18 protein-coding genes are annotated in these 25,711 nt (G+C 35.6%); 9 read left to right on the forward strand and 9 right to left on the reverse strand.

Annotated elements, in window-relative coordinates; all coding sequences use genetic code 11:
* The first annotated feature begins 44 nt into the window (after positions 1-44).
* Positions 45-1,124 carry a 3-dehydroquinate synthase gene (gene aroB, locus AC5LXV_RS16250; RefSeq protein ID WP_493467035.1) on the forward strand — a complete coding sequence of 360 codons (1,080 nt, stop codon included), beginning with the start codon at positions 45-47 and terminating at the stop codon, positions 1,122-1,124.
* Positions 1,125-1,221: 97 nt separating this feature from the next.
* Here aroB and AC5LXV_RS16255 read toward each other — a convergent pair whose 3' ends face one another.
* Genes AC5LXV_RS16255 through AC5LXV_RS16265 form a run of 3 tightly spaced genes read right to left on the reverse strand, consistent with a single transcriptional unit; the run spans position 1,222 to position 5,502 of the window.
* Positions 1,222-2,439: an L-lactate MFS transporter gene (locus AC5LXV_RS16255; RefSeq protein WP_086364968.1), complete on the reverse strand. Its 1,218-nt coding sequence runs from the start codon at positions 2,437-2,439 to the stop codon at positions 1,222-1,224.
* Positions 2,423-4,879, reverse strand: a complete 2,457-nt coding sequence (locus AC5LXV_RS16260) for a flavocytochrome c (protein WP_493467036.1) — start codon at positions 4,877-4,879, stop codon at positions 2,423-2,425. Before AC5LXV_RS16260 ends, AC5LXV_RS16255 begins: the two co-directional genes overlap by 17 nt.
* The gene (locus tag AC5LXV_RS16265; protein ID WP_086364966.1) at positions 4,876-5,502 is read right to left on the reverse strand and encodes an NADPH-dependent FMN reductase; all 627 of its coding nucleotides are present in this window, start codon (positions 5,500-5,502) and stop codon (positions 4,876-4,878) included. The genes AC5LXV_RS16260 and AC5LXV_RS16265 overlap by 4 nt, the downstream gene beginning before the upstream one ends.
* Positions 5,503-5,746: 244 nt before the next feature.
* Here AC5LXV_RS16265 and AC5LXV_RS16270 point away from each other — a divergent pair, with 244 nt between their 5' ends.
* A complete protein-coding gene (locus AC5LXV_RS16270) occupies positions 5,747-6,670 on the forward strand; it encodes a LysR family transcriptional regulator (RefSeq protein WP_493445449.1) in 924 nt (307 codons plus the stop codon).
* Positions 6,671-6,716: 46 nt separating this feature from the next.
* Here AC5LXV_RS16270 and AC5LXV_RS16275 read toward each other — a convergent pair whose 3' ends face one another.
* Positions 6,717-7,637, reverse strand: coding sequence for an FAD:protein FMN transferase (locus AC5LXV_RS16275; protein WP_493467037.1), 921 nt, complete (start codon positions 7,635-7,637; stop codon positions 6,717-6,719).
* A gap of 259 nt (positions 7,638-7,896) precedes the next feature.
* Here AC5LXV_RS16275 and AC5LXV_RS16280 point away from each other — a divergent pair, with 259 nt between their 5' ends.
* The gene (locus AC5LXV_RS16280; RefSeq protein WP_493467038.1) at positions 7,897-8,967 is read left to right on the forward strand and encodes a 3-deoxy-7-phosphoheptulonate synthase; all 1,071 of its coding nucleotides are present in this window, start codon (positions 7,897-7,899) and stop codon (positions 8,965-8,967) included.
* A gap of 57 nt (positions 8,968-9,024) precedes the next feature.
* On the opposite strand, the gene purL is transcribed toward AC5LXV_RS16280, so the two are convergent.
* Positions 9,025-12,927, reverse strand: a complete 3,903-nt coding sequence (gene purL / locus AC5LXV_RS16285; RefSeq protein ID WP_493467039.1) for a phosphoribosylformylglycinamidine synthase — start codon at positions 12,925-12,927, stop codon at positions 9,025-9,027.
* 330 nt (positions 12,928-13,257) lie between these two features.
* Between purL and AC5LXV_RS16290 the strand changes: the two genes are divergently transcribed.
* The gene (locus tag AC5LXV_RS16290; protein WP_493467040.1) at positions 13,258-16,275 is read left to right on the forward strand and encodes a DUF2339 domain-containing protein; all 3,018 of its coding nucleotides are present in this window, start codon (positions 13,258-13,260) and stop codon (positions 16,273-16,275) included.
* 129 nt (positions 16,276-16,404) lie between these two features.
* Entirely contained in the window at positions 16,405-17,814 is a 1,410-nt protein-coding gene (locus tag AC5LXV_RS16295; RefSeq protein WP_493467041.1) for a DUF3999 family protein, read from the forward strand.
* Between the two features lie 75 nt (positions 17,815-17,889).
* Here AC5LXV_RS16295 and glnS read toward each other — a convergent pair whose 3' ends face one another.
* The 4 genes from glnS to AC5LXV_RS16315 form a co-directional block, all read right to left on the reverse strand.
* Positions 17,890-19,560, reverse strand: a complete 1,671-nt coding sequence (gene glnS / locus AC5LXV_RS16300; RefSeq protein ID WP_493467042.1) for a glutamine--tRNA ligase — start codon at positions 19,558-19,560, stop codon at positions 17,890-17,892.
* 236 nt (positions 19,561-19,796) lie between these two features.
* Positions 19,797-21,014, reverse strand: a complete 1,218-nt coding sequence (locus AC5LXV_RS16305) for an MFS transporter (RefSeq protein ID WP_493467043.1) — start codon at positions 21,012-21,014, stop codon at positions 19,797-19,799.
* 120 nt (positions 21,015-21,134) lie between these two features.
* Positions 21,135-22,478, reverse strand: a complete 1,344-nt coding sequence (locus tag AC5LXV_RS16310) for an ATP-binding protein (protein WP_493467044.1) — start codon at positions 22,476-22,478, stop codon at positions 21,135-21,137.
* Complete coding sequence (locus tag AC5LXV_RS16315) at positions 22,475-23,203, reverse strand: winged helix-turn-helix domain-containing protein (protein ID WP_493445458.1); 729 nt, start codon at positions 23,201-23,203, stop codon at positions 22,475-22,477. Before AC5LXV_RS16315 ends, AC5LXV_RS16310 begins: the two co-directional genes overlap by 4 nt.
* A gap of 159 nt (positions 23,204-23,362) precedes the next feature.
* On the opposite strand from AC5LXV_RS16315, the gene AC5LXV_RS16320 reads away from it, so the two are divergent.
* Genes AC5LXV_RS16320 through AC5LXV_RS16335 form a run of 4 tightly spaced genes read left to right on the forward strand, consistent with a single transcriptional unit; the run spans position 23,363 to position 25,691 of the window.
* Positions 23,363-24,091 carry an MtnX-like HAD-IB family phosphatase gene (locus AC5LXV_RS16320; RefSeq protein ID WP_493467045.1) on the forward strand — a complete coding sequence of 243 codons (729 nt, stop codon included), beginning with the start codon at positions 23,363-23,365 and terminating at the stop codon, positions 24,089-24,091.
* Positions 24,092-24,101: 10 nt separating this feature from the next.
* Positions 24,102-24,935, forward strand: coding sequence for an alpha/beta hydrolase (locus AC5LXV_RS16325; RefSeq protein ID WP_110432475.1), 834 nt, complete (start codon positions 24,102-24,104; stop codon positions 24,933-24,935).
* Positions 24,935-25,291, forward strand: a complete 357-nt coding sequence (locus AC5LXV_RS16330; RefSeq protein WP_110432474.1) for a DMT family transporter — start codon at positions 24,935-24,937, stop codon at positions 25,289-25,291. The genes AC5LXV_RS16325 and AC5LXV_RS16330 overlap by 1 nt, the downstream gene beginning before the upstream one ends.
* Before the next feature lies 1 nt (position 25,292).
* The gene (locus AC5LXV_RS16335; protein ID WP_493467046.1) at positions 25,293-25,691 is read left to right on the forward strand and encodes a DMT family transporter; all 399 of its coding nucleotides are present in this window, start codon (positions 25,293-25,295) and stop codon (positions 25,689-25,691) included.
* Positions 25,692-25,711: the final 20 nt, after the last annotated feature.

Below are 25,711 nucleotides of genomic sequence, written 5' to 3' on the forward strand. Positions count from 1 at the left end.
TAACATGCAAGATTAAATTGGTATTAACTTATCTGGAAAGAATTATGCAAAAGATCTTAAATGTGGCGTTAGACAATCGCAGTTACCCAATTACTATTGGTGAAAACTTACTTAGTCAATTTGAACATTTTAAACTGCATAGTGGCCAGAGAGTTCTTGTTGTCACCAATGACACCATTGCTCCAATTTATTTACAACATTTGCTTGATATGCTTGAGGCTCATGGCGTCAAAACTGACTCTGTTATTGTACCTGATGGTGAACAATATAAAACGATGGAAACATGGAACCAAATTTTAACTGCTTTACTCGCCAATAATCATACTCGAAGCAGTATACTTGTTGCGCTTGGTGGGGGAGTTATTGGTGATGTAGCAGGATTTGCGGCTTCTGCTTACCAACGTGGAATTAAATTTATTCAGGTTCCGACAACCTTATTATCTCAAGTCGATTCTTCAGTTGGCGGTAAAACGGCTATTAATCATCCTTTAGGTAAAAATATGATTGGCGCATTTTATCAACCTCAATCAGTGGTAATTGATATTAATTGTTTAAAAACCTTACCACAAAGAGAGCTCTCTGCCGGTCTAGCTGAAGTAATTAAATATGGCATTATTATGGACTCTGCTTTTTTTAATTGGTTAGAGACTCATATTGATGATTTGCTTAATTTAGATGTCGATGCCTTAAGTCATTGTATTTATCGCTGCTGTGAATTAAAGGCTCAAGTGGTTGCCGCCGATGAAACCGAACAAGATATGCGTGCTATTTTAAATCTTGGTCATACCTATGGGCATGCCATTGAAGCCGAGCTCGGCTATGGCAATTGGTTACATGGCGAAGCAGTTAGTGTTGGTATGTTAATGGCGGCACAAACAGCTAAATTGCTAGGTCTGTTGGCAGATAAAGATATTGAAAGAATAAAAAATTTATTAATTAAAGCTAAACTGCCAGTTAAAAGACCAGAACAGATGACAATCGAATCTTATATTCCCCATATGTTACGAGATAAAAAAGTTATTTCTGGTAAGCTTCGGTTAGTAATTCCAACTAAAATTGGTCAGGTTGAAGTAATGGATGGAATAGAGAAAAGTGTGGTACTTGAGTCAATAAACAACTCATAAAATTTATTTAACTATGTTAAATGATATTGTATATGTAAATAAAGGAGCACTAACAGTGTGCTCCCTTTACCAATATAATAGACAATAAACTTAAGTATTATTGTCTATTCTTTAGTGATTTATAGATTATATTTAATATTAAACCAACGAATGCCACTGAAATAGCGATATAAAACGCATAGGTATAACTTCCACCATTATTTGCTAAAATATCAGCGGTTACTTTGGGGGCAAAAAAGGCTGCTGAAGAATAGCCAATAAAAATGACACCATAGTTTACGCCTTGATTAACTGGACCATAATTTTCCATTACCATTGGCGGGAAAACGCCCATCACACCACCAAAACATAAACCTAACGCTATAATTCCTATTGCAAAACCTATTTGCGATGGTATATATAAAAATGCGATAAAAGCAAAGATGATTACCAAAAAAATGATATTCAATGTTTTATTTCGTCCCAGTTTATCTGACACTGTCCCCCAAACCACACGTCCGGCACAATTACTTAACGAATATAAACTCACATAAAATGAAGCAATACCCGCAGTTAATCCAAACATTTGTTGACCAATTCCAGAGGCGTTTGAGGCAATCATTAATCCCGAGAAAGCCCCTGTTCCAAGCATAAAAAATATAAGGTAAAAATAAGGTGTTTGTAACATCTCTAGCCAATTTTTATTAATAATAGCTTTACCTTGTTGAATACTTGCCGGAGTCCAACCTTCTGGTTGGTAATTAACGGGGGCAACTTTAATAAAGACACTGGCAACCACAACGACGATTAAATAGCTACATCCAAGTGTTTGAAAAGCATGCAAAACCCCATAATTTTCAATTAAATGATGACCTATCGGCGCAGCGATAATCGATGCACCGCCCATCCCGGCGGTGATAATTCCGGAGGCAAGACCTTTTTTATCCGGGAAAAACCTTATAGTATTACTTAAACAGCCAGAATAGGCCAACCCTTGGCCAAAACCACTTAATAATCCATAAGTTACATACAACATAATTGGACTAGTAACAAAACCTGATAGGAAAAAACCAAGCCCAAATAACAGCCCACCAATAACACTAGACCATTTTGCCAACCCTTTATCGGTTAAAAAACCACCTAGTATCATCGGAATAGGACCCACTGCTGCATTAATTGAAAATGCAATCATGACATCCGCTTTACTCCAATTTTTTGCAAGGCTTAATGGTTCGGCGAATACACTAAAAGCATAAATGGCCCCAGTACAAAGTAAAATCGAAGTTGAGGCAATTAGTACTACCCATCGATTTATCGTTTTATTTGTTTGATCCATGATTGCTATCCTTCCTTAGATTTATGTCATGCGAAGCCGTTTTTCCTGCAATTCGACCAAATGTAAAAATATCAGTTAGAGAGTTACCGCCCAAACGATTTCCTGCATGGATACCTCCTGCCACTTCACCTGCAGCATATAGACCGGAAATTTTTTGTCCCTTACTATCTAATACATGAGTTTGTGTATCAATTCTTAAACCACCCATTGTATGATGTACTGCCGGTTTTCTTGGCGTAGCATAGAATGGCGGAATTTCAACTTTTAGATCAAACACATCTTTACCAAATTCAGGATCGTGTCCAGCATCAACATAAGTATTATAATCAGCAATAGTTTGTTTAAAGACTGTCGAATCCATTGCTAGTTTTTCAGCTAACTCTTCTAGGGTGTTAGCGCAAAATAGCGTTCCGGCAGCAATTTGCTTATCAATTTTTTCTTGCGAAGTGTTGTAAGCCGTTTTTTTAATTTGTTCATCAGCAATTAAATAAAATAACCCACCATTATCAATAGCGGCCTGAGTTAGTTTATCTCGACTACCATATTCATTAACAAATCGCTTACCTTGCTTGTTTACCATAATGAAATTTTGCGGTGGTACTTGTAGTCCACTGAATAATGCACCTGTGTCAGGATCGGAAACCGGCATCATTTGAGAAAATCCCATACCGACCAAATCAGCGCCAACACTTTGCCCTAAAATAATACCATCGCCTGTAATAGCTGGTGAGTTAGAGGTTTTAATATCATCGTCAATTTCTGTCCAATAAGTATTATACTCTTTTAACATTTTAGTATTTGCACCAAAACCGCCTGATGCCAAGATGACAGCATTGGCTTTAACAGTAATTTTTTTACCATTTAAACCAGTACCAATAACTCCAGATACATGTCCATCTTCAACTATCAGTTTTTTAACCGCTGTGTCAGTAATGATTACGCCACCATGATCTTCAACATATTTCTGTAAAGCAGAAACATATGCATAACCTTCACTTTTTAACGGTTTATGACCTCTACGCCATAAAGCACCAACTGGCATTGTCACGTCGTGTTTGTCAAACTCAACACCAACATCTTCAAGCCACTTGACCGATTCTAACGCCTCGTCAGTTAAAATTTTAACCAAATCATATTGACCATAAATAATATTACCTAATTGGTCTGTACGTTTACCACCAAGATAAGTTTGGATACGATGTAATAATGCTGAATCAAACAAATAACCTGTTTTACCGGTATTTTCAGCTAAATAGTTGGTAATTTGTTGTTTTAACTCTTTAAAATCATCAAGATATTCACTATCAATCGTTGACTCATCAATAGCCGAAATTTCCTGTAAAGTATGACTTTCACCCGCGATAGCATCAAAAGTGTTTTGCCATTGCGGATTTGCCGCATTCATTGGACCTCCGGTCCGTACAGTATTACCGCCAATAGCTGGGAATTTTTCCACGACTATGACCTTTTTACCTTCCTGCAAAATACTTGCAGCTGCGGATAATCCAGCCCCACCAGCACCAACTACCACTACATCAGTAGTATACTGTGCATCTGAAGTATCGACCGCACTCGGTGCTTTCGGTCTTTTACGTAATACATCCGGGTTAGCTCCTGCCATTTTTATTGCTTTAGCCACGCCGTCGATAACACCATTACTCGTTACTGAAGCTCCTGATAAAATATCAACATTAAGGGTCTGACCTTCAAGAATTTGTGAAGGAATACGTTTAAATACGACATCAGCAATTCCCTCTGATTCACCTTCAGTATCAATATCAATTGATTCAATACGATCCATTGATAACGTAACTACCATAGGTAAATCACCATTATGTCCAGGCGCAGTTACACAATATTGGCCCGGTTCATAGGTAATCTCTTCCGGCACATTAAGTAAATTAGCAACTTGAGTGAAACGTAAAAAACGCCAAAAGCAACTTTCAAGAAAATCGATAGTCCGTTCTGATTTAATATTACCCTGTTCATCAAAAGCATGATGTGCTTGACCGAGCAAAAATTCGTAGCCAGGCATAACGGTTGCATTAACACCTGGGGCATCAAGAATTTGGCGTAAATGTAATTGAGCACGTGACGAACCTTGTACATCATAAGATGCACCAACAATCATCACCGGTTTACCATCAAAAGGATGTAAATTAAATGAAAGCCATTCAAGTATACTTTTCAAAGCTGAAGGAATCGAATGATTATGTTCTGGTGTTGCAATAATAACGCCATCAGCCTCAATAATTTTATTATTAAAATGCTGAATAATATCACTATTAGATTGATCATCTGACTCATTAAACATTGGGACATCGGTCAATTCTAATATTTCAATTTCTGCTTTATGCTTAAAATGTTTTTGCATAAATTGTAATAGCATTCGGTTATAAGATTCTTGAGCATTAGTTCCAACAATTCCAATTAATTTCATGACAATGCTCCTTCTTCTGCTGTTTTTAACCAACTGAATTTTTTATTTTGCTCGGTATTAAATTTTTCTGTCGCCAGTAATTGGTTAGTTAATTTTACAAATAATAAAAATTCGTCAAAACACTCTTCCAATTCTTTCACTTTGTCTAAATAAACCAGATTACCTTTTTCATCAAATGCTTGCAGAGATTTTCCTAATAAAAATTCAGAACTAGGCATAATACGGGCTTTCAATTCAGGAGCATCTAAGATTTGCCTTAAATGAGCTTGGGCTCTTGAAGAACCTAACATACCGTGCGATGCACCAACAATCATGACACATTTATTAATCAACGGTCTGGTGGTATAAGACAGCCATTCAATAACACTTTTCAACGCGGCTGTTATTGAATGATCATATTCTGGCGTGGCAATGATGATTCCGTCAGCCGATTCAATTTTATCCGATAACGCTTTAACCGCTGGAGGAGGCGTTTTATCCTTCGGTTCATTAAATGCCGGTAACGATTTTATTTCACAAACTTCAATTTCTGCTTTATCAGCAAAATGTTCTCTCATATAATGAAGTAATTTTCTATTAGTAGAACTATCTGAATTAGTTCCAACTATACCAACGAATTTCACTTTATAACCTCACTTAGTACCTTACAGTACAATTAAATCAATATTAAAATTTTAGTAATACAAATTCTTTAGTCGACAGCACAAAGAGGTAGATTGAATTTTAGTTATATTAGGCCTATTGACTATTGTGCAAATCATTATGTAAGCTAGTGTAGAACAGAAAAAAAGGTTTGTGAAATAGCTGATTAATTATGGGGTTATAAGTAATTTATTATAATGAGGTTTAATAAAAGAATTTAAACAAATGGCAAAAATTAATTCGCTCAGTATGTTGCAATACATTGATGTTTTACTTAAGCATGGCAATTACACTAAAGCTGCGCAGAATTTGTATATTTCTCAATCATATCTAACCCAAACAATAAAAAAAATAGAAAATGAACTAGGGATTGATATTATCAATCGGCAAAGTACCCCCTTACAATTAACCGAAGCGGGAAAGATCTATTATCAGTATTTAACATCATTAGTTAACGAACAAGAACAATTCAAAAGAAAAATCAAAAAATATACTGACAGTGATTATACCGTTATCCAAATTGGTGTATTACCAAGTTTAGGGACTTATCTACTACCGCTATTTTTACCTAAATTTATGAGTAAATATCCTGATATTAAAATAGAATTACATGAATATATTCCTAAAAATAGTGAAGAAAAAATTGAAAATCAAACCCTGGATTTTTTTATAGGACAGAATCCAGAAACAATATCCCAAAATTTAATTTGTCATAAATGTGGTAAACATCGATATTACGCCTTAATACCAGAAACCTCAAAATTATATCGAAAAGAAGTTAACGCTAATGAATATAATCATAAATTCATGAAATCATTGTTACAAGAAAAGCTTATTTTGACTGCACATGGTTCAGCAATTCGTCAACAAGTTGATTATCTTATTCAAAAATATCGGATTCAACCCAATATTATTCTCGAAAGTAGTAACATTTTTACACTTGTTGAGTTAGCTAAAAAAGGGTTAGGAATTACTTTTATCCCTGAAAGCGTCTGTGTCAATGAAAAACCAGGTGATCTAGCATATAATTTAATACCACTGCCTTTGGATCTCATCTCGTTGAGTTATTTTATTGCCTACTCTTCTCATAAAATGCTTAGCAGTGTGGAAAAAGAACTTATTGACCTATTCATCTCTTCTATACCATAAATTATCGGGTTAATGACTAATCTTAAATAACCAAATTAGCTGTAGATTACGTCAATAACCCATTTGAACAAGCAAATTCTTTATTGGTGGTAATAACCATTCCTTCAATATTGGCTAATTGATTAATTTTTTTTATCGCATTCTCGGCACTATAACCATAGAGTTGCGTCGTCAAAATTTCACCATCTATTGAATGCGTTGATACAATGGTAAGGCTTTCGATCTCTGTTTCTACAGGATATCCGGTTTGACTGTTAAAAATATGATGATAAGTTTTACCTTTATAATTAAATGTTCTTTCATAAAGTCCAGATGTGACTACCGATTGATTTTTAATCTTTAATACCTTAATTACATTGCCGCGACTTTGAAACGGGTTTTGAATACCTACTCGCCAAAATCCATCATCATGAAAGGGACACTCACCATAAGTTAATACATTGCCCCCTAAATCAATAAATGCCGATTTTGCGTTCAGTTTTTTAAAAATTTGCAGTATGTTATCGGCAAAATACCCTTTAGCTAACGCCCCCAGATCAATGGCCATTCCTTTATATTTTAAAAATACCGACTTATTTACCTCATCCAAAACAATATCATTTGGATCGATAAGAGTTAAAAGTTGCTGAATCTCTGAATCCGGTGGGTATCTAGCGTCATGAAATCCGACTCGCCATGCTTGTATGAGCGGACCAATTGCAATATTTAAAAAACGATTATTAATTAAACTTTGCGCTTTACCTATTTTTATCAAGGTAAAAAGATCGGGTTTTACTGTTACAGGCTTAATACCGGCATTAAGATTGATTTGCATTAAATCTGAATTGCGACAATTAGCGCTAAAACGACTTTCATAATCAATTAATTTTTTTTCAGCTATATCTAATAAATCTTTTGCACGATCATGTTCGACCCAGATTTGAATTATGGTCCCCATTAAATTGAGGAATCGCTTATCATTCTTCATGCTGATGAGTTCCTAATAGTAAAAATTATGCTGGTCACAACTTATTAATCTTAAAGTCAGTTATAACAAAAAAATAATCGACTATCAAATCACAGTTTCACAGGTGATATGTAAACATTTTATTACACAACTAAATTAATTAAGTAAAATATCGAAAATTAAGTTTACTGCAATGTAATTTTGTGTTTACATATGTCATGTTTATGTATTTAATATTTTACATATAAAAAATATGAATGATTTTAACAAGGAAAATAAAATGTTAAAAGACACACTAAATAATGTTCGAATCAGAGATGAACAGATGCTAATCACCCCAGAAGAGATTAAAAATCTTTATCCATTATCTTCTGAATTAGAAAACCAAATTGCCGCTTCACGCCAAACCATCGTAAATATTTTAGAACGTCGTGATCACCGTTTATTGATTGTTTGCGGTCCTTGCTCAATTCACGATACTCAAGCCGCAATTGAATATGCGCATAAACTGAAAAAACTTTCTGATGAAGTTAAAGATAACTTATTTATTGTCATGCGTGTCTATTTTGAAAAACCAAGAACAACCGTTGGTTGGAAAGGCATGATCAATGACCCGCATATGGATAGTTCGTTTGATATTGAACATGGTCTGAAAAAAGCTCGTAAATTACTTCTTGATATCTCTAAAATCGGCTTACCCATTGCCACTGAAGCATTAGACCCAAATACACCTCAATACATTGGTGATTTAATCAGCTGGTCGGCTATTGGCGCAAGAACCACGGAATCACAAACCCACCGCGAAATGGCGTCAGGGTTATCAATGCCTGTTGGCTTTAAAAATGGCACAGATGGCAGTTTAGATGTGGCGATTAATGCCATGAAATCAGCTTCCATGGCTCATCGATTTGTGGGTATTAATCAACAAGGGCAAGTTACTGTATTACAAACCTTGGGCAATCCACATGGTCATGTCATTCTAAGAGGTGGCAAAGCACCTAATTTTGATGCTGAAAATGTTGCATTATGCGAACTGCAAATGGATAAGGCTAAATTAGTACCTAACCTAATGATAGATTGTAGTCACGCCAACTCAAACAAAGATTACCGTAATCAACCAATTGTTGCTGACTCAATTATTGAGCAAATTAAGCAAGGTAATAATTCAATTATTGGTGTCATGATAGAAAGTAATTTATTTGAAGGCAATCAATCATCCGAACAACCAAAAGAAAATTTCAAATATGGGGTATCAGTTACTGACGCTTGCATTAACTTTGAAACAACTGAGCAATTATTGCGAAGAATGAATAATGATTTAGCACAGCCGTTAAAGAGTAGAAAAAAGTAAACGGTTAAAGCTAAAATTATGTTTATAAATCGCCGACTATTGTCGGCGATTTTTTTACTAACCAAGTTGCTTACGAGCATTACGGAAAATACGCATCCAAGGGCTATCTTCCCCCCAATTATCTGGATGCCACGAATTGGTTACCGTTCTAAATACTCGCTCTGGGTGCGGCATCATAATCGTTGCTCGACCATCACTTGAGGTTACTGCGGTAATACCATTTGGTGAACCATTTGGGTTTGCCGGGTACTGCTCTGTCGCTTTACCAAAATGGTCAATATATCGAACTGCAACCAAGCCAGAAGCTTCTAAACGAGTCAAATGTTCTAAATCACGGGTTTCGACTTGACCTTCACCATGTGAAACCGCAATCGGCATATGCGAACCTGCCATATCGGTAAATAGTAATGACGGACTAGATTGAATTTGAACTAAACTAAAACGCGCCTCAAAACGTTCCGATACGTTACGTACAAAACGCGGCCATAACTCTGCCCCAGGTATCAGATCTTTTAGATTCGACATCATCTGGCAACCATTACAGACCCCTAATGACAAAGTATCATTACGATGGAAAAACTGTTCAAACTCATGGCGAACTTGTTCATTAAATAAAATCGACTTAGCCCAGCCTTCGCCTGCCCCTAATACATCACCATATGAAAAACCACCACAAGCAACAAGTGTATTAAACTGATTCAAGGTCACTTGGCCAGATAATAAATCTGTCATATGGACATCAACTGATTCAAAACCAGCGCGAGCAAATGCTGCTGCCATTTCAACATGTGAGTTCACGCCTTGTTCGCGTAGAATTGCCACTTTCGGTTTTACACCTTTGACGATATAAGGTGCAGCAATGTCTTGCGCTGGATCGAAGGTAAGTTGCACATTCAAGCCCGGATCTTCATCATTTTGTTTGAGTTGATGCTCTTGATCGGCACATGCTGGATTATCACGTAAACGTTGCATCTGCCATGTGGTTTCAGCCCACCATGTTCTTAACGTTAGACGCGATTCGCTATACACCACAGCAGAATTATTGCGTACGATAAATTGCTGTCCAGCTTTAGCTTTTCCTAGTGTGTGAACTGCATGCGAAAGCCTAAACTGGTTAAAGCAGGCCATCACTTTGTCTAGCTCACTGCCACGAATTTGAATAACTGCACCAAGTTCTTCATTAAACAGTGAAGTAATTACATCACTACCGAGTGAATGAATATCAACATCAATACCACAATGCCCGGCAAATGCCATTTCAGCCAGTGTAACCAATAAACCACCATCTGAACGGTCATGATAAGCCAGTAAGCTTTTTTGAGCGATTAACGTTTGGATAGCTTGATAAAAATCCGCTAACTCTTTGGCATCACGGACATCAGCGGTTCTTTGCCCTAGGTGACGATAAACCTGCGCTAATGCTGTAGCCCCTAATGCTTGATGACCTTTAGATAAATCAATAAATAGTAATAGATTATCCTCATCTGTACAAAGTTGTGGGGTAACTGTTTTACGCACATCTTCAACACGCGCAAAAGCGGAAATCACCAATGATAACGGTGAAGTTACCGTTTTTTGTTCACCATCTTGTTGCCATGTTGTTTTCATTGACATAGAGTCTTTACCAACTGGAATAGCTAATCCTAAAGCAGGACATAACTCTTCACCAATGGCTTTAACCGCTTGATAAAGACCAGCATCTTCACCTGGATGACCGGCGGCAGCCATCCAGTTAGCTGAAAGCTTAATACGTTTAATGTCGCCAATATTTGTCGCAGCAATATTGGTAATTGCTTCACCAACCGCTAATCTAGCTGATGCAGCAAAATTAAGCAGAGCAACAGGAGCTCGTTCCCCCATTGACATTGCTTCACCGTAATAACTGTCTAAACTGGCTGTTGTCACCGCGCAATCGGCAACCGGCACTTGCCAAGGTCCAACCATCTGATCTCGAGCAACCATACCGGTTACCGAACGATCACCAATGGTAATTAAGAAAGTTTTTTCCGCCACAACAGGCAAATGTAAAACTCGTTTTACTGCATCATATAAATTGATATCCGCTGTTGAAAAATGATCCCCTTCTGCTTGGCTAGATTTAACATCTCGTAACATTTTAGGAGTTTTGCCCAGTAACACATCTAACGGTAAATCTATTGGATTATTGTTGAAATGTTTATCATGTAACACGACCGCTTTATTTATTGTGGCTTCACCAATCACCGCATAAGGAGTGCGTTCACGCTTACAAAGTTCATCAAACAATTCCAAGCTTTCTGGGTGAATAGCCAGTACATAACGCTCTTGTGATTCATTACACCAAATTTCTAACGGTGACATACCCGGTTCATCGCTTAATATTTTACGTAATTCAAACTGACCACCACAGCCACCATCGCTAACCAATTCCGGCATAGCATTAGACAAGCCACCAGCGCCCACATCATGGATAAATAAAATAGGATTTTTATCACCAAGCTGCCAACAACGATCGATTACCTCTTGGCAACGACGCTCCATTTCGGGGTTATCACGTTGCACTGAAGCAAAATCAAGATCAGCATCTGATTGTCCTGATGTCATAGATGAGGCTGCACCACCACCTAAACCGATATTCATGGCTGGCCCACCTAATACAATTAATTTGGAGCCGATAGGAAATTCACCTTTTTGGATATGTTCACGACGAATATTTCCCATACCACCGGCTAACATAATTGGTTTATGATAGCCTCTGACCTCTTCGCCATTAAAGCTATTGACTTTCTCTTCATAAGTACGGAAGTAGCCTAATAACGCCGGACGACCAAATTCATTATTAAATGCCGCACCACCTAAAGGGCCATCCATCATAATATCGAAGGCGCTAACAATTCGATCGGGTTTACCAAAATCTTGTTCCCAAGGTTGCTCAAAATTAGGAATACGTAAATTTGAAACTGAAAAGCCAACTAATCCGGCTTTAGGTTTAGCACCTTTACCTGTCGCACCTTCGTCACGAATTTCACCACCGCTGCCAGTGGCCGCACCTGGCCAAGGAGATATTGCTGTTGGATGATTATGCGTTTCAACTTTCATTAGAATATCGGCATACTCCTGATGATAATTGTAAGTTCGATTCTCATAATCAGCAAAAAATCGCCCAACTTTAGAACCGTCCATTACTGCGGCATTATCTTTATAAGCGGAGGACACATAATCAGGAGTATGTTCAAAGGTGTTTTTTATCATTTTAAACAGTGATTTTGGTTGTTTTACACCATCAATTACCCAATCAGCATTAAATATTTTATGTCGACAGTGTTCAGAGTTTGCTTGACCAAACATATAAAGTTCAATATCGGTCGGGTTACGGTTTAATTTTTGAAAATTCTCAACCAAATAGTCAATTTCATCCGACGCTAATGCCAAACCTAATTTTAGGTTAGCTGCTTCTAATGCTTGGCGACCTTGCCCTAATAAGTCAATAGTGGTTACTGGTTTAGGTTGTTCGGCTTTAAATAACTGCTGAGCTTGCTCAAAGCTGCTTAATACCGTCTCCATCATTCGATCATGAATTAATCCAAGGAAGATATCTTGTTGTATAGCGGTTAAAGGTGAACTAACTTGCACATAATAAGCAATTCCACGCTCTATTCGATGAATTTGTGATAGTCCACAATTATGGGCTATATCGGTTGCCTTTGATGACCATGGTGAAATGGTGCCTTCGCGTGGGGTAACTAAAAAGAGTATTTTACTTGCTGAATTTTCTACCGCTATCTGCGCGCTTTTAGGGCCATATTGCAACAGCTTATCCAAAGTTGATTGTTGTTCACCAATCAATTCATCTGTTAAATCAACAAAGTGAATATATTGCGCTTCAATATTGATGATAGGGATAGATTGTTCACGACATGAAGTTAAGATTTTATTAATACGAAATGTAGATAGAGCAGAAGAACCAGCTAAAATTTTCATCCTAAGTACTCTTTTTAAGCTAAAAAAGGGAAAAAATAGAGCAGTATTATAAAAGAAAGTCACTAAAGAGGCTATCTTAAAAATCATTATATGATTCAATAAAAAGAATTTGAGTAACCGTTTTTTTACCTTAAATGAGGTATCTTACTGTCATGTAGCACTTTGATTACCATTTTAAACAGCATTTTTAACGGAAGGAGATCATTAAATTAAAAAAATAAATTGATTTATTGAATAAATATTGATTTACTGAATCTGAAAATAACTATATGTGCATTAACAATTTTAAAAAAATATAAGTATCTTTGTTAGAAATATAAGGAAAGTAGGGTGGAATTCTTTTTTTATTTCCTCATTATCATTCTGTTTATTGCAGTATTTGCTAATTTTGCTAATTTGAAGCAACAAATAACAGCCTTACAGAACCAATTAACCGAACTGCAACAACATCTTTTATCCTTTACACAGCGGCTTTATCAATCAGATAAAACCCATGTAGAAGAAGAAAACAGTACGAGGCAAGAAGAATCAGTGCTCAATAGCCCTTCTATCTCTAAAAATGAAACTAATTTTATTGAGATTGAGCAAGAAATGGCTCAATCAACGGTTAATATGCATTCTAATGAAATAGAAGAAAACAATTCAGAATCAGTAACGGTAGAATTAGAGACAATACAGCCATTAAAACCATCCCATCAACAAGAAACATTTTCCAACTTGGCAATTAATGAGCAAAATGAACCAGTTTTACCTGATACTACTGGCCAATCTGATTCTGAATCAATAGTTGAAAACACATTAAGTGTTGAACATGATGAAGCAAAAGTCGAAACTCTAACAATTATTGAGCAAGCATTCTCAGCACAAATCACCGAACCGGATAACCAACCTGAGATTAAACAAGATTCATCTGATCCGTTTGAATCATATCATAAACATTCTCGTAGCAATGAAACTAATATCTCTTACAGCTTGTTTAATTGGTTAATTAAAGTCAATATTATTACTAAAATTGCTATCATAATTCTATTTTTGGGACTGACCTATCTATTTAAATACGGCATTGAACATCAGCGCCATTATCTTTCACCTGAAGTTAGAATTTTAGGTGCACTTATATTAGGAATTGGTTTATTAGCTATTGGTTGGAAATTACGCCGCAAACGTCAAATTTATGCCCTCATATTACAAGGTGGTGCAATAGCAATTTTATATCTGACCATTTTTGCTGCCTTCAAGTTATATGAGTTAATCCCAGCATTAATCACCTTTGCTATTTTAGTTGTGATATGTTCTTCCAGTATTTTATTTTCTATTTTGCAAAGAGCCATAAGTTTGGCAATCATTGCCTGCGTTGGTGGCTATGTAACACCAATTTTATTATCCGATGGTTCTGGTAATCATGTGGCGTTATTTAGTTATTATTTAATGATTTCAACCGCAATCTTGATAATCAGTATCACACAATCTTGGCGAATTCTTAATCTAATAGGATTTACTTTTACTTTTATTGTATCGCTAGTTTGGGGAATACAGAGTTTTACGCCAGAATTTTATAAAGAATGTCAGATCTTTATACTTGCTAATTTAGTAATTTACGGTGTGTTAGCGGTATTGTTATCAATTCGAAGTATCCATAATAAAGAGAAATACCAGAATATTATTGATTTGTTATTACTGTTTGGCGCCCCTTTATGCGGATTTGGATTACAATATGCTATTACCCAACAATGGGAATTTGGTCCAGCATTTTCATCACTAGGCTTTGGATTATTCTATCTTGTTGGTGCCTTTATTATTTTCCATTTGTGGAAATCATTAGCAAAAACACTATCGTTATATTGGTTGGCTATTGGTGTTTCATTCATCACATTAGCTATTCCGCTTGCACTTAGTGCCAATTGGACTGCTACATTGTGGATGTTTGAGGGAACCGCTATTACCTGGATTATGCTCTCTCAAAAATACTACCGTACAGCGCTATCAGGTACCTTAATCATGTCGTTAGGGATTATATCTGCAGCAATATCGTTAGAAAATAATCAACTAACGCCTATACTTTACGCTTCGCTTTTAGGAATTAGTAGCACTGTTTTATTAGTTAATACTTGTTTATGGCACCAATATGGACAAAAAACCGAAGTAACAAAATTAATCAAATCTTTTTGCTTATCTCTAGCTGTTGTTGTTTGGATATCGTGGATTTTATTAAGCATCCCGCTATTTTTACAGCAAATTATTTTGCAAATACCATTAATTTTATTATGTTTTACTGCTTCCTTTTGGTTATGGTATTTCATTGGTAAAAAGATTAATTGGAATTTCATCTGTCATGGAATGCTATTACTTTGGGCGGTACTGGCAATAAGTTTGCTAAAAAGCCATGCTGTTTCCTGTTACTATTTTTCTAGCTATTGGCCTTGCAATCTAGCTTGGATCGCAGCCTTCATAAGTGGTTATATCTATCTATATAAAATACAGGATAGCAAAATAAATAGTAATACCGGTATAAATAACCGATTTATTTTATTACATATTAGTCTATTTTGGATGTTACTCGGATGGTTTTCTCGGGAAATATTCCATCTTTTCGATACCTTACCATGGGGATATGAGGTAATAAAATGGAGTTTATTAGCAACGATTGCCAGCGGCATTACTTTGCTATTCTATATCCTTATTAAACGCCAATATATTACGTCATTCACATTGATAAAAAGTTATTGGTCAATCGGTTTGCTGCCACTTATTAGTTATATGGCATTCTATTTGATTGTAGGACTTGGTATGAGTGGACAAATTATCTATTGGCCTTATATCCCAATTATTAATCCACTTGATGAAAGTGCCATTTTTAGCTTAATCATGTTTTGCGTTTGGTTAAAATTAGCGATGAATTATTGGCAAATTGAAAATAAAACAACCAATTTAGCTAACTTTAAAATACCATTACCTAATTTGATTGTGATATTGTTACTGACATTAACATTCCTTTGGGCTAACAGTATTGTTCTGCGTTGTTTGAGTCAAACATTTGATATTAGTTGGAGTACATTTAATTTATGGCACAACAATATTGTACAAATGACCTTATCATTACTTTGGATGTTAAGCGCTGTGATTTTAATTGCTATAGGACACCGTTATTCACTCCGAAAAATATGGTTTTGTGGTCAATTAATGCAAATGATTGTTATTATTAAATTGATATTTGTTGATATCAGAGAAATTGATGGTTTACTACGAGCATTTGCCTTTATTGGTGTAGCATTATTGATGTTACTGATCGGTTATTTTGCACCGTTACCACCGAAACAAAATGATGAAAGTGTGGTCGAAAATGAATAAAAATATTAAAGATATAATTTAAATTGATAAACCAATATCACACAAATTCAGGAAGAACAAAATTGCATTATTCACCATTGAGATCAATACAACTTCCTGAATATTATTTAATTTAATGGATAGAAAGTTATGAAAAAAATCTTATTAAGCTCACTTTTGCTAATAAGTGGTTTAAGTCAGGCAGCAGATAAAACTAATCAATATGCCTATGGTGCTATGATTGAACTTAGCGACAGCGAAAGTATGTATAACCGAATAGAGCTGACCGGTGATATTTATACTCAAGCATTATCAAGCACATTAGATGATGTTCGAGTTTTCAATCAAAAAGGCCAACCCGTTCCCTTTGCATTAGCTAATGTTTATCAACAAAATGATGAAAATCAGACTTTTCCGGTCACCGTTTATAGCTTAGATAACCATCAAGAAAACGATAACAATAATAATCAAGAAGATGAGATAGAAGGGAAAAAACAATCTGCAATTGGCCAATATAATATCAATATCAATAATAAGAATGTACAAATTAACCTTGATAACGCCAATAAACTAAATGAATATCAGGCAACCTATTTGTTACAAATTCCTAGTGAGATTAAATTAGGTCAACCATTTAGTCGTTTATCTATCGATTTCGAGAAAATGTCAAATTGGCAAGCAAGCGCTAACCTCCTATATAGTAACGATTTGAAAAGATGGCAGACTGCGATAGATAATGTTCCGATAATGTCTTTGACAAATAATAACAATAATCAATCATTAAACGTTAATACAATTGACTTACCGTCTGGTATGAATTTCAAATCTATCTATTGGATTTTACAGTTAAAATCAGATAAACAACTAATACCTAGTATTAAAACGGTTAAATTCACATCAAGAAAAGCAACGCCAGTAAGGGATCTGTATCCAATCGATTTAAACTTAATCTCAGCTGATGAGCAAGAAGCTATTTATCAATTATCTACCTCACTACCGATTAAACAGCTCACTGTTAAACTACAAAATGAGCGGACTGTTTTACCGGCAACTATTTTTTATAAAACTAGTGACAATGATAAAACATGGCATAAACTTGATGATTATATTTTTCGCAGAATAAATGATACCAATCAAAGTCAAACAATTAACATTAACAATTCGACTTTAAATATTAAACAGTTAAAAATTAAAGCAATTAATGCCTCTTTAGATACCCCACCTTCTGTTACCGCTTACTTATATCGGATGAGGATTATTTTTAACAGCGCTAATAATGGACCATTTATTCTTGCTTGGGGTTCGGCAAAAGCTAAACCGGCATCATTAAGTGAAAAAGCACTGCTATCTGACACCATATCTGCAAAAGATGTACCAGAAGCTTATTTAGGTGATAAAGTTAAATTAGGTAACCAAAAGGTATTATTGCAAACCGATGATAATTCGAGCAATTCATCTTCTTTATCTAAATGGCTAATTTGGGGAGTTTTAATAGCTGGTGCATTATTTTTAATGCTGTTAGCTTTAAAATTACTAAAAGAGGTTAAAAAAGCCGAATAACCTCATTATAGAGATGAAAATAAAAAATAGAGATGAAAATAAAAACGCCAATCGAAATTGGCGTTTTTATTATAATTATGCTTCGTTCCAGCTATCTCTTAAGCCTACCGTACGATTAAACACGAGATTATCTTCAGTCGCATATTTACTATCTAGACAGAAATAACCTTCACGTTCAAATTGATAGGCTTGTTCAGCTTTAGCCTTTTGTAAACTAGGCTCAACAAATCCTTGTTTAATAATTAAAGAGTTTGGATTAATGGTTGATAAAAAGTCTTCAGCACTACCTGGATTTGGGGTATTAAATAAACGATCATAAAGACGAATTTCGGCTGGTTTGGCAAACTTGGCTGATACCCAATGAATAACACCTTTCACTTTACGTCCATCTTCAGGATTTTTATTTAAGGTAGCAGGATCGTAGCTACAATAAATAGTTTGGATATGACCTTCTGCATCTTTTTCAACGCGATCAGCACGTATCACATAAGCGTTACGCAAACGAACTTCTTTACCTAATACAAGGCGCTTATAATTTTTATTAGCTTCTTCTCTAAAATCTGCGCGATCGATATAAATTTCGCGAGTAAACATGACTTCTCGGTGACCGAGTTCTGGTCGATTAGGATGATTTGGCATGCTTAATACTTCATCGATTGTTGCCGAAAAGTTTTCAATGACCACTTTAACCGGATCAAGTACCGCCATCGCTCGCGGCGCATTTTCATTGAGATCTTCACGAATACAAAATTCAAGAGTACTCATTTCAACGGTATTTTCTTGTTTAGTTACCCCGATTCGACGACAAAATTCACGGATTGAAGATGGAGTATAGCCACGACGACGCAAACCTGAAACAGTTGGCATACGCGGATCATTCCAACCATCAACAATTTGTTCAGCAACTAACTGGGTTAATTTTCGTTTAGAAGTAATCGCATATTCAAGATTTAATCTTGAAAACTCATATTGATGAGGTCTGGCTTCGATAGTAATATTATCTAAAACCCAGTCATATAAACGACGATTATCTTGGAACTCAAGGGTACAAAGTGAATGGGTGATATTTTCAATGGCATCCGATATACAGTGAGTAAAATCGTACATTGGATAGATACACCATTTATTACCAGTTTGGTGATGTTCAGCAAATTTAATCCGGTATAACACAGGATCTCGCATAACAATAAAAGGTGATGCCATATCAATTTTCGCTCGTAAGCAAGCTTTTCCTTCAGCAAATTTACCCTCTTTCATTTGGATAAATAATGCTAAGTTTTCTTCAATACTGCGGTCGCGATAAGGACTATTTTTACCGGGTTGTGTTAAGGTGCCACGATATTCGCGAATTTCATCAGCAGACAGTTCATCGACATAAGCAAGACCTTTATTGATAAGCTCTAATGCATATTCATATAAACGGTCAAAATAGTCAGATGAATAGCAAATCTCACCATCCCATTCAAATCCTAACCAACGAACATCTTCTTTAATTGATTCAACATATTCAATATCTTCTTTAGCTGGATTGGTATCATCAAAACGTAAATTACATTTACCCTGATAATCTTGGGCAATACTGAAGTTTAAACAGATAGATTTTGCATGACCAATATGTAAATAGCCATTAGGTTCTGGCGGAAAACGGGTATGCGTTGTTTTATATTTTCCGGCAGCAAGATCTGCATCAATAATTTGACGAATAAAGTTTGTTGGACGAGTTTCGTTCGGTAAATCACCGCTCATAAAAAACCTCTGATTATATATTTATTTACTCATGACCAATTTAGAAATGAGATTTATCATTTTTATCATTTTGACCGACGAATATAGCAAATTTTTTGTTTTTTCGAAACGTTAAAACATGAGATTTAAATTTTTTGAAAAATATCTCAGCTCAAACGGATAATACTCCGCAATAATTTTAGCAAAATTATTGATTAATAATAATGATTAAAAATAGATAAAACCATTACTATGAATTAACTTTGCTTAGCGGATTTTGCTTCTTTAACAAATAACATTGCCGTTATGCCAACCAATGTTATAACTGCTGCTAGGTAAAATCCACTATTTAAACTTCCTGTCTTATCGGCAATAAGGCCGGTAAAGTAAGGGGCACAGATTGAGGCGGCCATACCAAAAAAATTATATAGTCCAAATGCAGTACTTAATGATGCTTTAGGCGCATTATCAGCAACTAAAGCGATCAGTACCGGATTTAAACTAATTTTACCAATAAAACCGTATAGTATCAGCACTGCCACAAGTACCGCATAAGAATCACAATAGACTATTGAAAAAATCGCTATTAAAGATAACGGCATCATAAATAAGACCACCGGTTTACGGCGACCTAATTTATCTGAAACATAACTACACAATAGTGTCCCAATAATTGAGATCCAAGGTACAATTGAGGCAATTTGTGACGCTTCAATTTTATTCATGCCGCGTTCTACTTCAAGATAATTAGGTAACCAAGTGATAATAACAAAAAAACCATAAATAGAACAAAAGATGGTGATATATGCCAAAACTAAATTGCGATTTTTAAACAGTTGAGAAAAATTGGTTTTTTCTGAAGTTTGGGATGCGACTGAAAATTTGGATTTGTCTTTAATAAAAACAATCATCAAAATAGTAACTATTACGATTGGCATCGCCACCATCACAAAAGGTATTTTCCATGAAGTATTGAAAACCGAGATCATCACACTGGATAGATAATATCCCATTGCTATACCAAAAGACATACCACTACCAATGATGGCACTACCTAAAGTTATCCATTTTTTCGGAATGGCTTCAGACGATAACGCATATTGAGGTCCATAATAACATCCTTGTGCAGCACCCGTTAACATCCAAAGGATTAAGAAGATTGTAAAGGAAGGCACAAAATAGATTGCCGCGATGAAGATAGCATATAAAGAAAATCCAGTGACTAAAACTCGCTTACGGCCAATTTTATCACCGAGAATACCTGATGGTATTTGAAATAAGGTATAAGCAAGAAAAAACAAACTCATGATGCCACCGGTTGCAGCTTTAGTTAAACCAAACTGAGTTTGTAATTCACCAACTAAAGGACTTAAAACCGATCTGCCAGCATAAATTACTATCCATCCCAAAAAGAAAATTATCACCAATTTAAGCCAATAACCTGTTGGAATATAAGGTGTTAAATCATTTTCCATAATACTCACCTCATTGTGCAATAGAGTAAATATTATCCTATAATAGCAGTAAAAAAATGAAATACCGATAAATAACCAATATGATCATTTTTTATCATAAATATTAATGATAAAACATGATTAAAAATCACCTGATTTTATTGAAACCACAAATCGTGCGCCCCCTAATGGGCTGGTAACCACAAACGCTTTACCGTCATGAAATTCTGCCATTAATTTTACATAAGCTAATCCTAATCCATAACCACCCGTTGATCGAGTACGACTGGTATCAAGACGAGCAAATGGCATAAAGATCTTTTCACGCGCATCAAAAGGAATCCCTGTACCATCATCATCAATTTCCAAAATAACACGATTATCCTGTTTAGTGATATTTAATACCGCTTTATGCGCTGCATACTTAAAAGCATTGAGTAGCAGATTTTTGACGATAGTTTCTGCTAAATTTGTATCAATTTTGGCGTTGGCATCTTGGCTATGGCAAACGAGCTCAAAACCTTTAGGTTTAAATAGCGCTAATGACTGACAAACTTTTTCACCCCACTGTTTTAACGATACTGTAGTGAGATTTAATTCAATATTGCTTTGCTGCATTTTGAAATAATTCAAACTAGCGTTAATCAATGTTTCGAGTTCATCGATATCATCACTCATCCCTTTTTGTAATGCGGCTCTTTCATCTTCGTCAGTAGATTCTTCAAGCATACTCAACTCAAATCGCATTCGTGCAAGAGGAGTGCGCAGTTCATGTGCCATTGCATGCGAAATCGTTTGGTTTGTGCTCACCAAATGCTCTATATGAGTGCCCATATTATTTAAAACGTTGGCTAATGGTTTGAATAGCCAACCTTTCACATTTTCGGTACGTGCTTTTAAATTGCCTTGTCCTAGTTGTTCGGCAGTTTGACGTATGTTGACCAGATCTTTCCATACGGCGCTGAAGGCAAAATAGATTAAAATAAAAAAGATTATGGCACTAAATAAAGCCCAAATAATAAGAAAAACACTTAACGACATGGTATTTGAAGCTAATATATCTCGCATTAGAATCGGACCTAATTGCAATATATGCCCATCATTGAGGTCGATATATACCACCTCATCATCACCATCATAAGCAAAATTTAATTTTTCCAACTCTTTTTTTACCGAATGGGATAATGTAGTGTTTGCTGGTAAAATTTTTATGGGATAACCGAAATAAGGCTGTAATTCATCAATCACTGTTTGCAGTGGTCGCTGTTTATTCTCATCAATGTGTTTACGAATTAAGTTAACCGTTCCTCGCTGAGACTCACGAAAAACGATATGATCATCAGGCATATCAGTTAATGACGAAGGTAACGAATCAAATACTAATAATGCGCCATAGGCAATAATACATTGTAATGAAAGTAAAATGACCAGATAAAAGACGATGCGACGATTGAAAAATAGCGGTTTAGCTAATAATTGTCTCAATGGTTTTCCCCTTCTCGCATGAATAAATACCCCTTTCCTCGAACCGTTTTAATTCGTGATGGGTTATCTGGATCATCAAATAGCTTGCGTCGTAATCGAGAAATTCGGGCATCAATTGAACGATCACTACCGTCAAAGTCAATACCTCTTACTTGGGAAAAGATATCATCTCGAGATAGAATCTTACCGGTATTATTGGCCAACAACCAGAGTAAATCAAATTCAGCAGTCGTTAAATCAATTTCTTGTCCGTCTAATAGCACTTTGCGATTTTCACCATCAATGACTAAATTTTCAAAGGTCAAAGTATTATTGTTAAACACGGTGGAAGGTTCTTTTAAGCCTTCTTTATCATTTTCGATCTGTTTGCGTCGTAGCAATGCTCGAATCCGAGCAAGTAATAATCGCGGCTCAACAGGTTTGGCTAAATAATCATCCGCACCCAACTCTAATCCGACAATTTCATCAATATTGTCTTCGCTAGCGGTCATAATAAGAATATAGTTGGTAAACCATGAACGTATGTCTCGACAGATATCAAAGCCTGATTTTTCAGGGAGCATTACATCTAAGATAACCAAATCAGGATTAATTTGTTGTATCTTCTCTTCTGCACCTTCACCGCTATTGTGCCAATCCACCATATATCCTTGACGGATTAGGTAAACTTGTATTAAATTGGCTAATCTTTCATCATCTTCGATAATTAATATACGTTCACTCATTTCAGGCTCTCTTTACCGTAATGTGGACTTCGAGATGCTTCATTATACAGGCAAATTCAGCTTCGTTACAAAATATATACAAAGAGCCAACAAAGATGATTATGGCTTTATGAGAAAATTGGCGACAATATTTATAACCAAACAATTTTCACTTTGAATATGAATAATTTTTCATCAATTACTAATCATCTTTTTCAGCCAGCTTATACTCATCATCATAAACCTATTATTTTGTGTGATTTTGATGGCACCATTAGTATTAAAGATGTAACTGATACTCTACTTAGCCAGTTCGGCCGAGATGGGTGCGATGAACTCGAAGAATTATGGGTCAGTGGTAAAATTGGTTCTCAAGAGTGTATGAGCAAACAGATCGCCCTAATGGACGCGAGTTTAGAAGAGCTTAATTCTGCATTGGCAAAAATTGAAATTGACTCTAATTTCAAAGCATTTATTGATTACACCGAAAAAAATCATATCCCGGTTCATGTAGTTAGTGATGGTTTAGATTATGCTATCCAATTTGTCTTAAAACGTCATGGCATTGAGCATCTACCGATTTATGCCAATAAGTTATTGCATGATAATCATCGAAGTTGGCGTCTTGAGTTTCCTTATGCTAATAAAGATTGTATTAAACAAAGTGGTAACTGCAAATGCAATCATGTAAAACAACAGCAACATTTTCCTCAAATACTGTATGTTGGTGATGGCACTTCCGATTTTTGTGTATCTCATCATGTCGATCTGGTTTTTGCCAAAGACAAACTAGTCAATTATTGTGAGAAAAACCATATTAAACACACGGCTATTGCTAGCTTTGCGGATGTTACCAAGGCGTTAAAACAAACAGAACAATCACTAATTCCAGTCATGATGGTAAAATAAAGGAAGAATAATGAGTACAATTGAAGATTTATCTTATTTTTTACCAGGTAATAAAAATGGGGTATTGTTAATTCATGGTTTAACTGGCACCCCAAATGAAATGCGAATTTTGGCCAATGGTTTACATAAAGCAGGATTTACAGTTTATGCAATACAGTTAGCCGGCCATTGTGGTACTGAAGCTGATCTGTGTAAAACAACTTGGCAAGATTGGTATAAAAGCGTGCAAGATGGTGCTGATTATTTAGCCAAACAGGTAGATAATCTTTTTGTTGCAGGTTTATCAATGGGCGCCCTTCTGGCATTGAAACTAGCTGCCGATCGCCCCAAGCAAGTTAAGGGGGTTGGCGTTTTAGCACCGACATTTTATTATGATGGTTGGAGTATGCCATTTTGGGCAAAAAAATTCTTCTTTTTATTGGTCTATTTTAAAAAACTCGGTATTTTTCAAAAAGTCTCTTTTATAGAAAAACCACCTTATGGCCTTAAAGATGAACGAATTCGAGCCGTAGTATCTGAAAGCATGTTAAGTGGTGACGCCGCATCGGCTGGCCTCGCTGGAAATCCATTTCCCGCATTAGCAGAAATGCAATTATTGGCAAAACATGTTCGTCAAGAATTACCTAAAGTGACCTCACCTTGTTTGATTATGCATTCAGGCAATGATGATATTGCCAATATTGAAACTAATGCAAAATTAGTAGAAAAATTGGTCTCTGGTCCTAAACAATTAATTGTATTAAATGATAGTTATCATTTAATTACTATTGATAGCCAACGCCGAGAGGTGATTAAAGAGTGCGCTTCATTTTTTAATAATCTGGCAGAAGGAATTCAAGCATAATGTCATCCTTAGTTATTTTTCTTTGGATTAGTAATATCTGTTTTGATACCTTAGGACAAGTTGCTTTTAAATATGCTGCAACATCACCTACCAACAGAGATGGATGGTACTACTGGTTAGATCTTGCCAAAAATCATTGGATTTGGATAGGAATATCATCATACGTTGCCGAATTTTTACTATGGTTAGCTTTTTTGACTTTAGTTCCGCTTTCCCAAGGTGTATTACTCGCCTCATTTAATATAATTACGATTATGTTAGTAGGCCGAGTTCTATTTAAAGAATTACTTACACTTTATCGTATTATCGGCATGTTATTAATTACTGCTGGTGTAATCTTTGTGGGGCTATCTTAATATGGCTAGATTCTACCTAATTGGTTTTACAGTATTATTAATGTTTGATACCATTGCACAATGCAGTTTCAAATTAGCAGCTGAACATGCCCAACCTCTGGCAATGAGTATTGAATGGTTAGTCAGGGTATTTTCCGGCCATTGGATATATGTATCAATTGCAGGCTACATTTTAACCTTCTTTACTTGGATGACTTTATTAAAAAAAGCACCAGTAGGCCCGGCTTTCGCAGCTTCGCATTTAGAGGTTGTGACGGTAATGATTGTTTCTATTTGGCTATTTCATGAGCCTATCACATTATTTAAGTTAATTGGTACCATATTGATTGTTTCTGGGATTTTGTTTTTGGCACTGGCGGAAAGTAAACTTACAAAAAAAGCGAATAATCACAGTGATTAATAACTTCAAACCGTGAGTTT

The organism is Gilliamella sp. LMG 34359 (assembly GCF_984569085.1).

Bases quoted from the DNA above. Each gene is read 5' to 3' on its own strand.
- AC5LXV_RS16270 (WP_493445449.1), top strand. From the start codon at position 5,747: ATGGCAAAAATTAATTCGCTCAGTATGTTGCAATACATTGATGTTTTA.
- glnS (WP_493467042.1), bottom strand. From the start codon at position 19,560: ATGAGCGGTGATTTACCGAACGAAACTCGTCCAACAAACTTTATTCGT.
- AC5LXV_RS16280 (WP_493467038.1), top strand. From the start codon at position 7,897: ATGTTAAAAGACACACTAAATAATGTTCGAATCAGAGATGAACAGATG.
- AC5LXV_RS16325 (WP_110432475.1), top strand. From the start codon at position 24,102: ATGAGTACAATTGAAGATTTATCTTATTTTTTACCAGGTAATAAAAAT.
- purL (WP_493467039.1), bottom strand. From the start codon at position 12,927: ATGAAAATTTTAGCTGGTTCTTCTGCTCTATCTACATTTCGTATTAAT.
- AC5LXV_RS16305 (WP_493467043.1), bottom strand. From the start codon at position 21,014: ATGGAAAATGATTTAACACCTTATATTCCAACAGGTTATTGGCTTAAA.
- AC5LXV_RS16315 (WP_493445458.1), bottom strand. From the start codon at position 23,203: ATGAGTGAACGTATATTAATTATCGAAGATGATGAAAGATTAGCCAAT.
- AC5LXV_RS16275 (WP_493467037.1), bottom strand. From the start codon at position 7,637: ATGAAGAATGATAAGCGATTCCTCAATTTAATGGGGACCATAATTCAA.
- AC5LXV_RS16335 (WP_493467046.1), top strand. From the start codon at position 25,293: ATGGCTAGATTCTACCTAATTGGTTTTACAGTATTATTAATGTTTGAT.
- AC5LXV_RS16320 (WP_493467045.1), top strand. From the start codon at position 23,363: ATGAATAATTTTTCATCAATTACTAATCATCTTTTTCAGCCAGCTTAT.
- AC5LXV_RS16255 (WP_086364968.1), bottom strand. From the start codon at position 2,439: ATGGATCAAACAAATAAAACGATAAATCGATGGGTAGTACTAATTGCC.
- aroB (WP_493467035.1), top strand. From the start codon at position 45: ATGCAAAAGATCTTAAATGTGGCGTTAGACAATCGCAGTTACCCAATT.
- AC5LXV_RS16260 (WP_493467036.1), bottom strand. From the start codon at position 4,879: ATGAAATTAATTGGAATTGTTGGAACTAATGCTCAAGAATCTTATAAC.
- AC5LXV_RS16295 (WP_493467041.1), top strand. From the start codon at position 16,405: ATGAAAAAAATCTTATTAAGCTCACTTTTGCTAATAAGTGGTTTAAGT.
- AC5LXV_RS16330 (WP_110432474.1), top strand. From the start codon at position 24,935: ATGTCATCCTTAGTTATTTTTCTTTGGATTAGTAATATCTGTTTTGAT.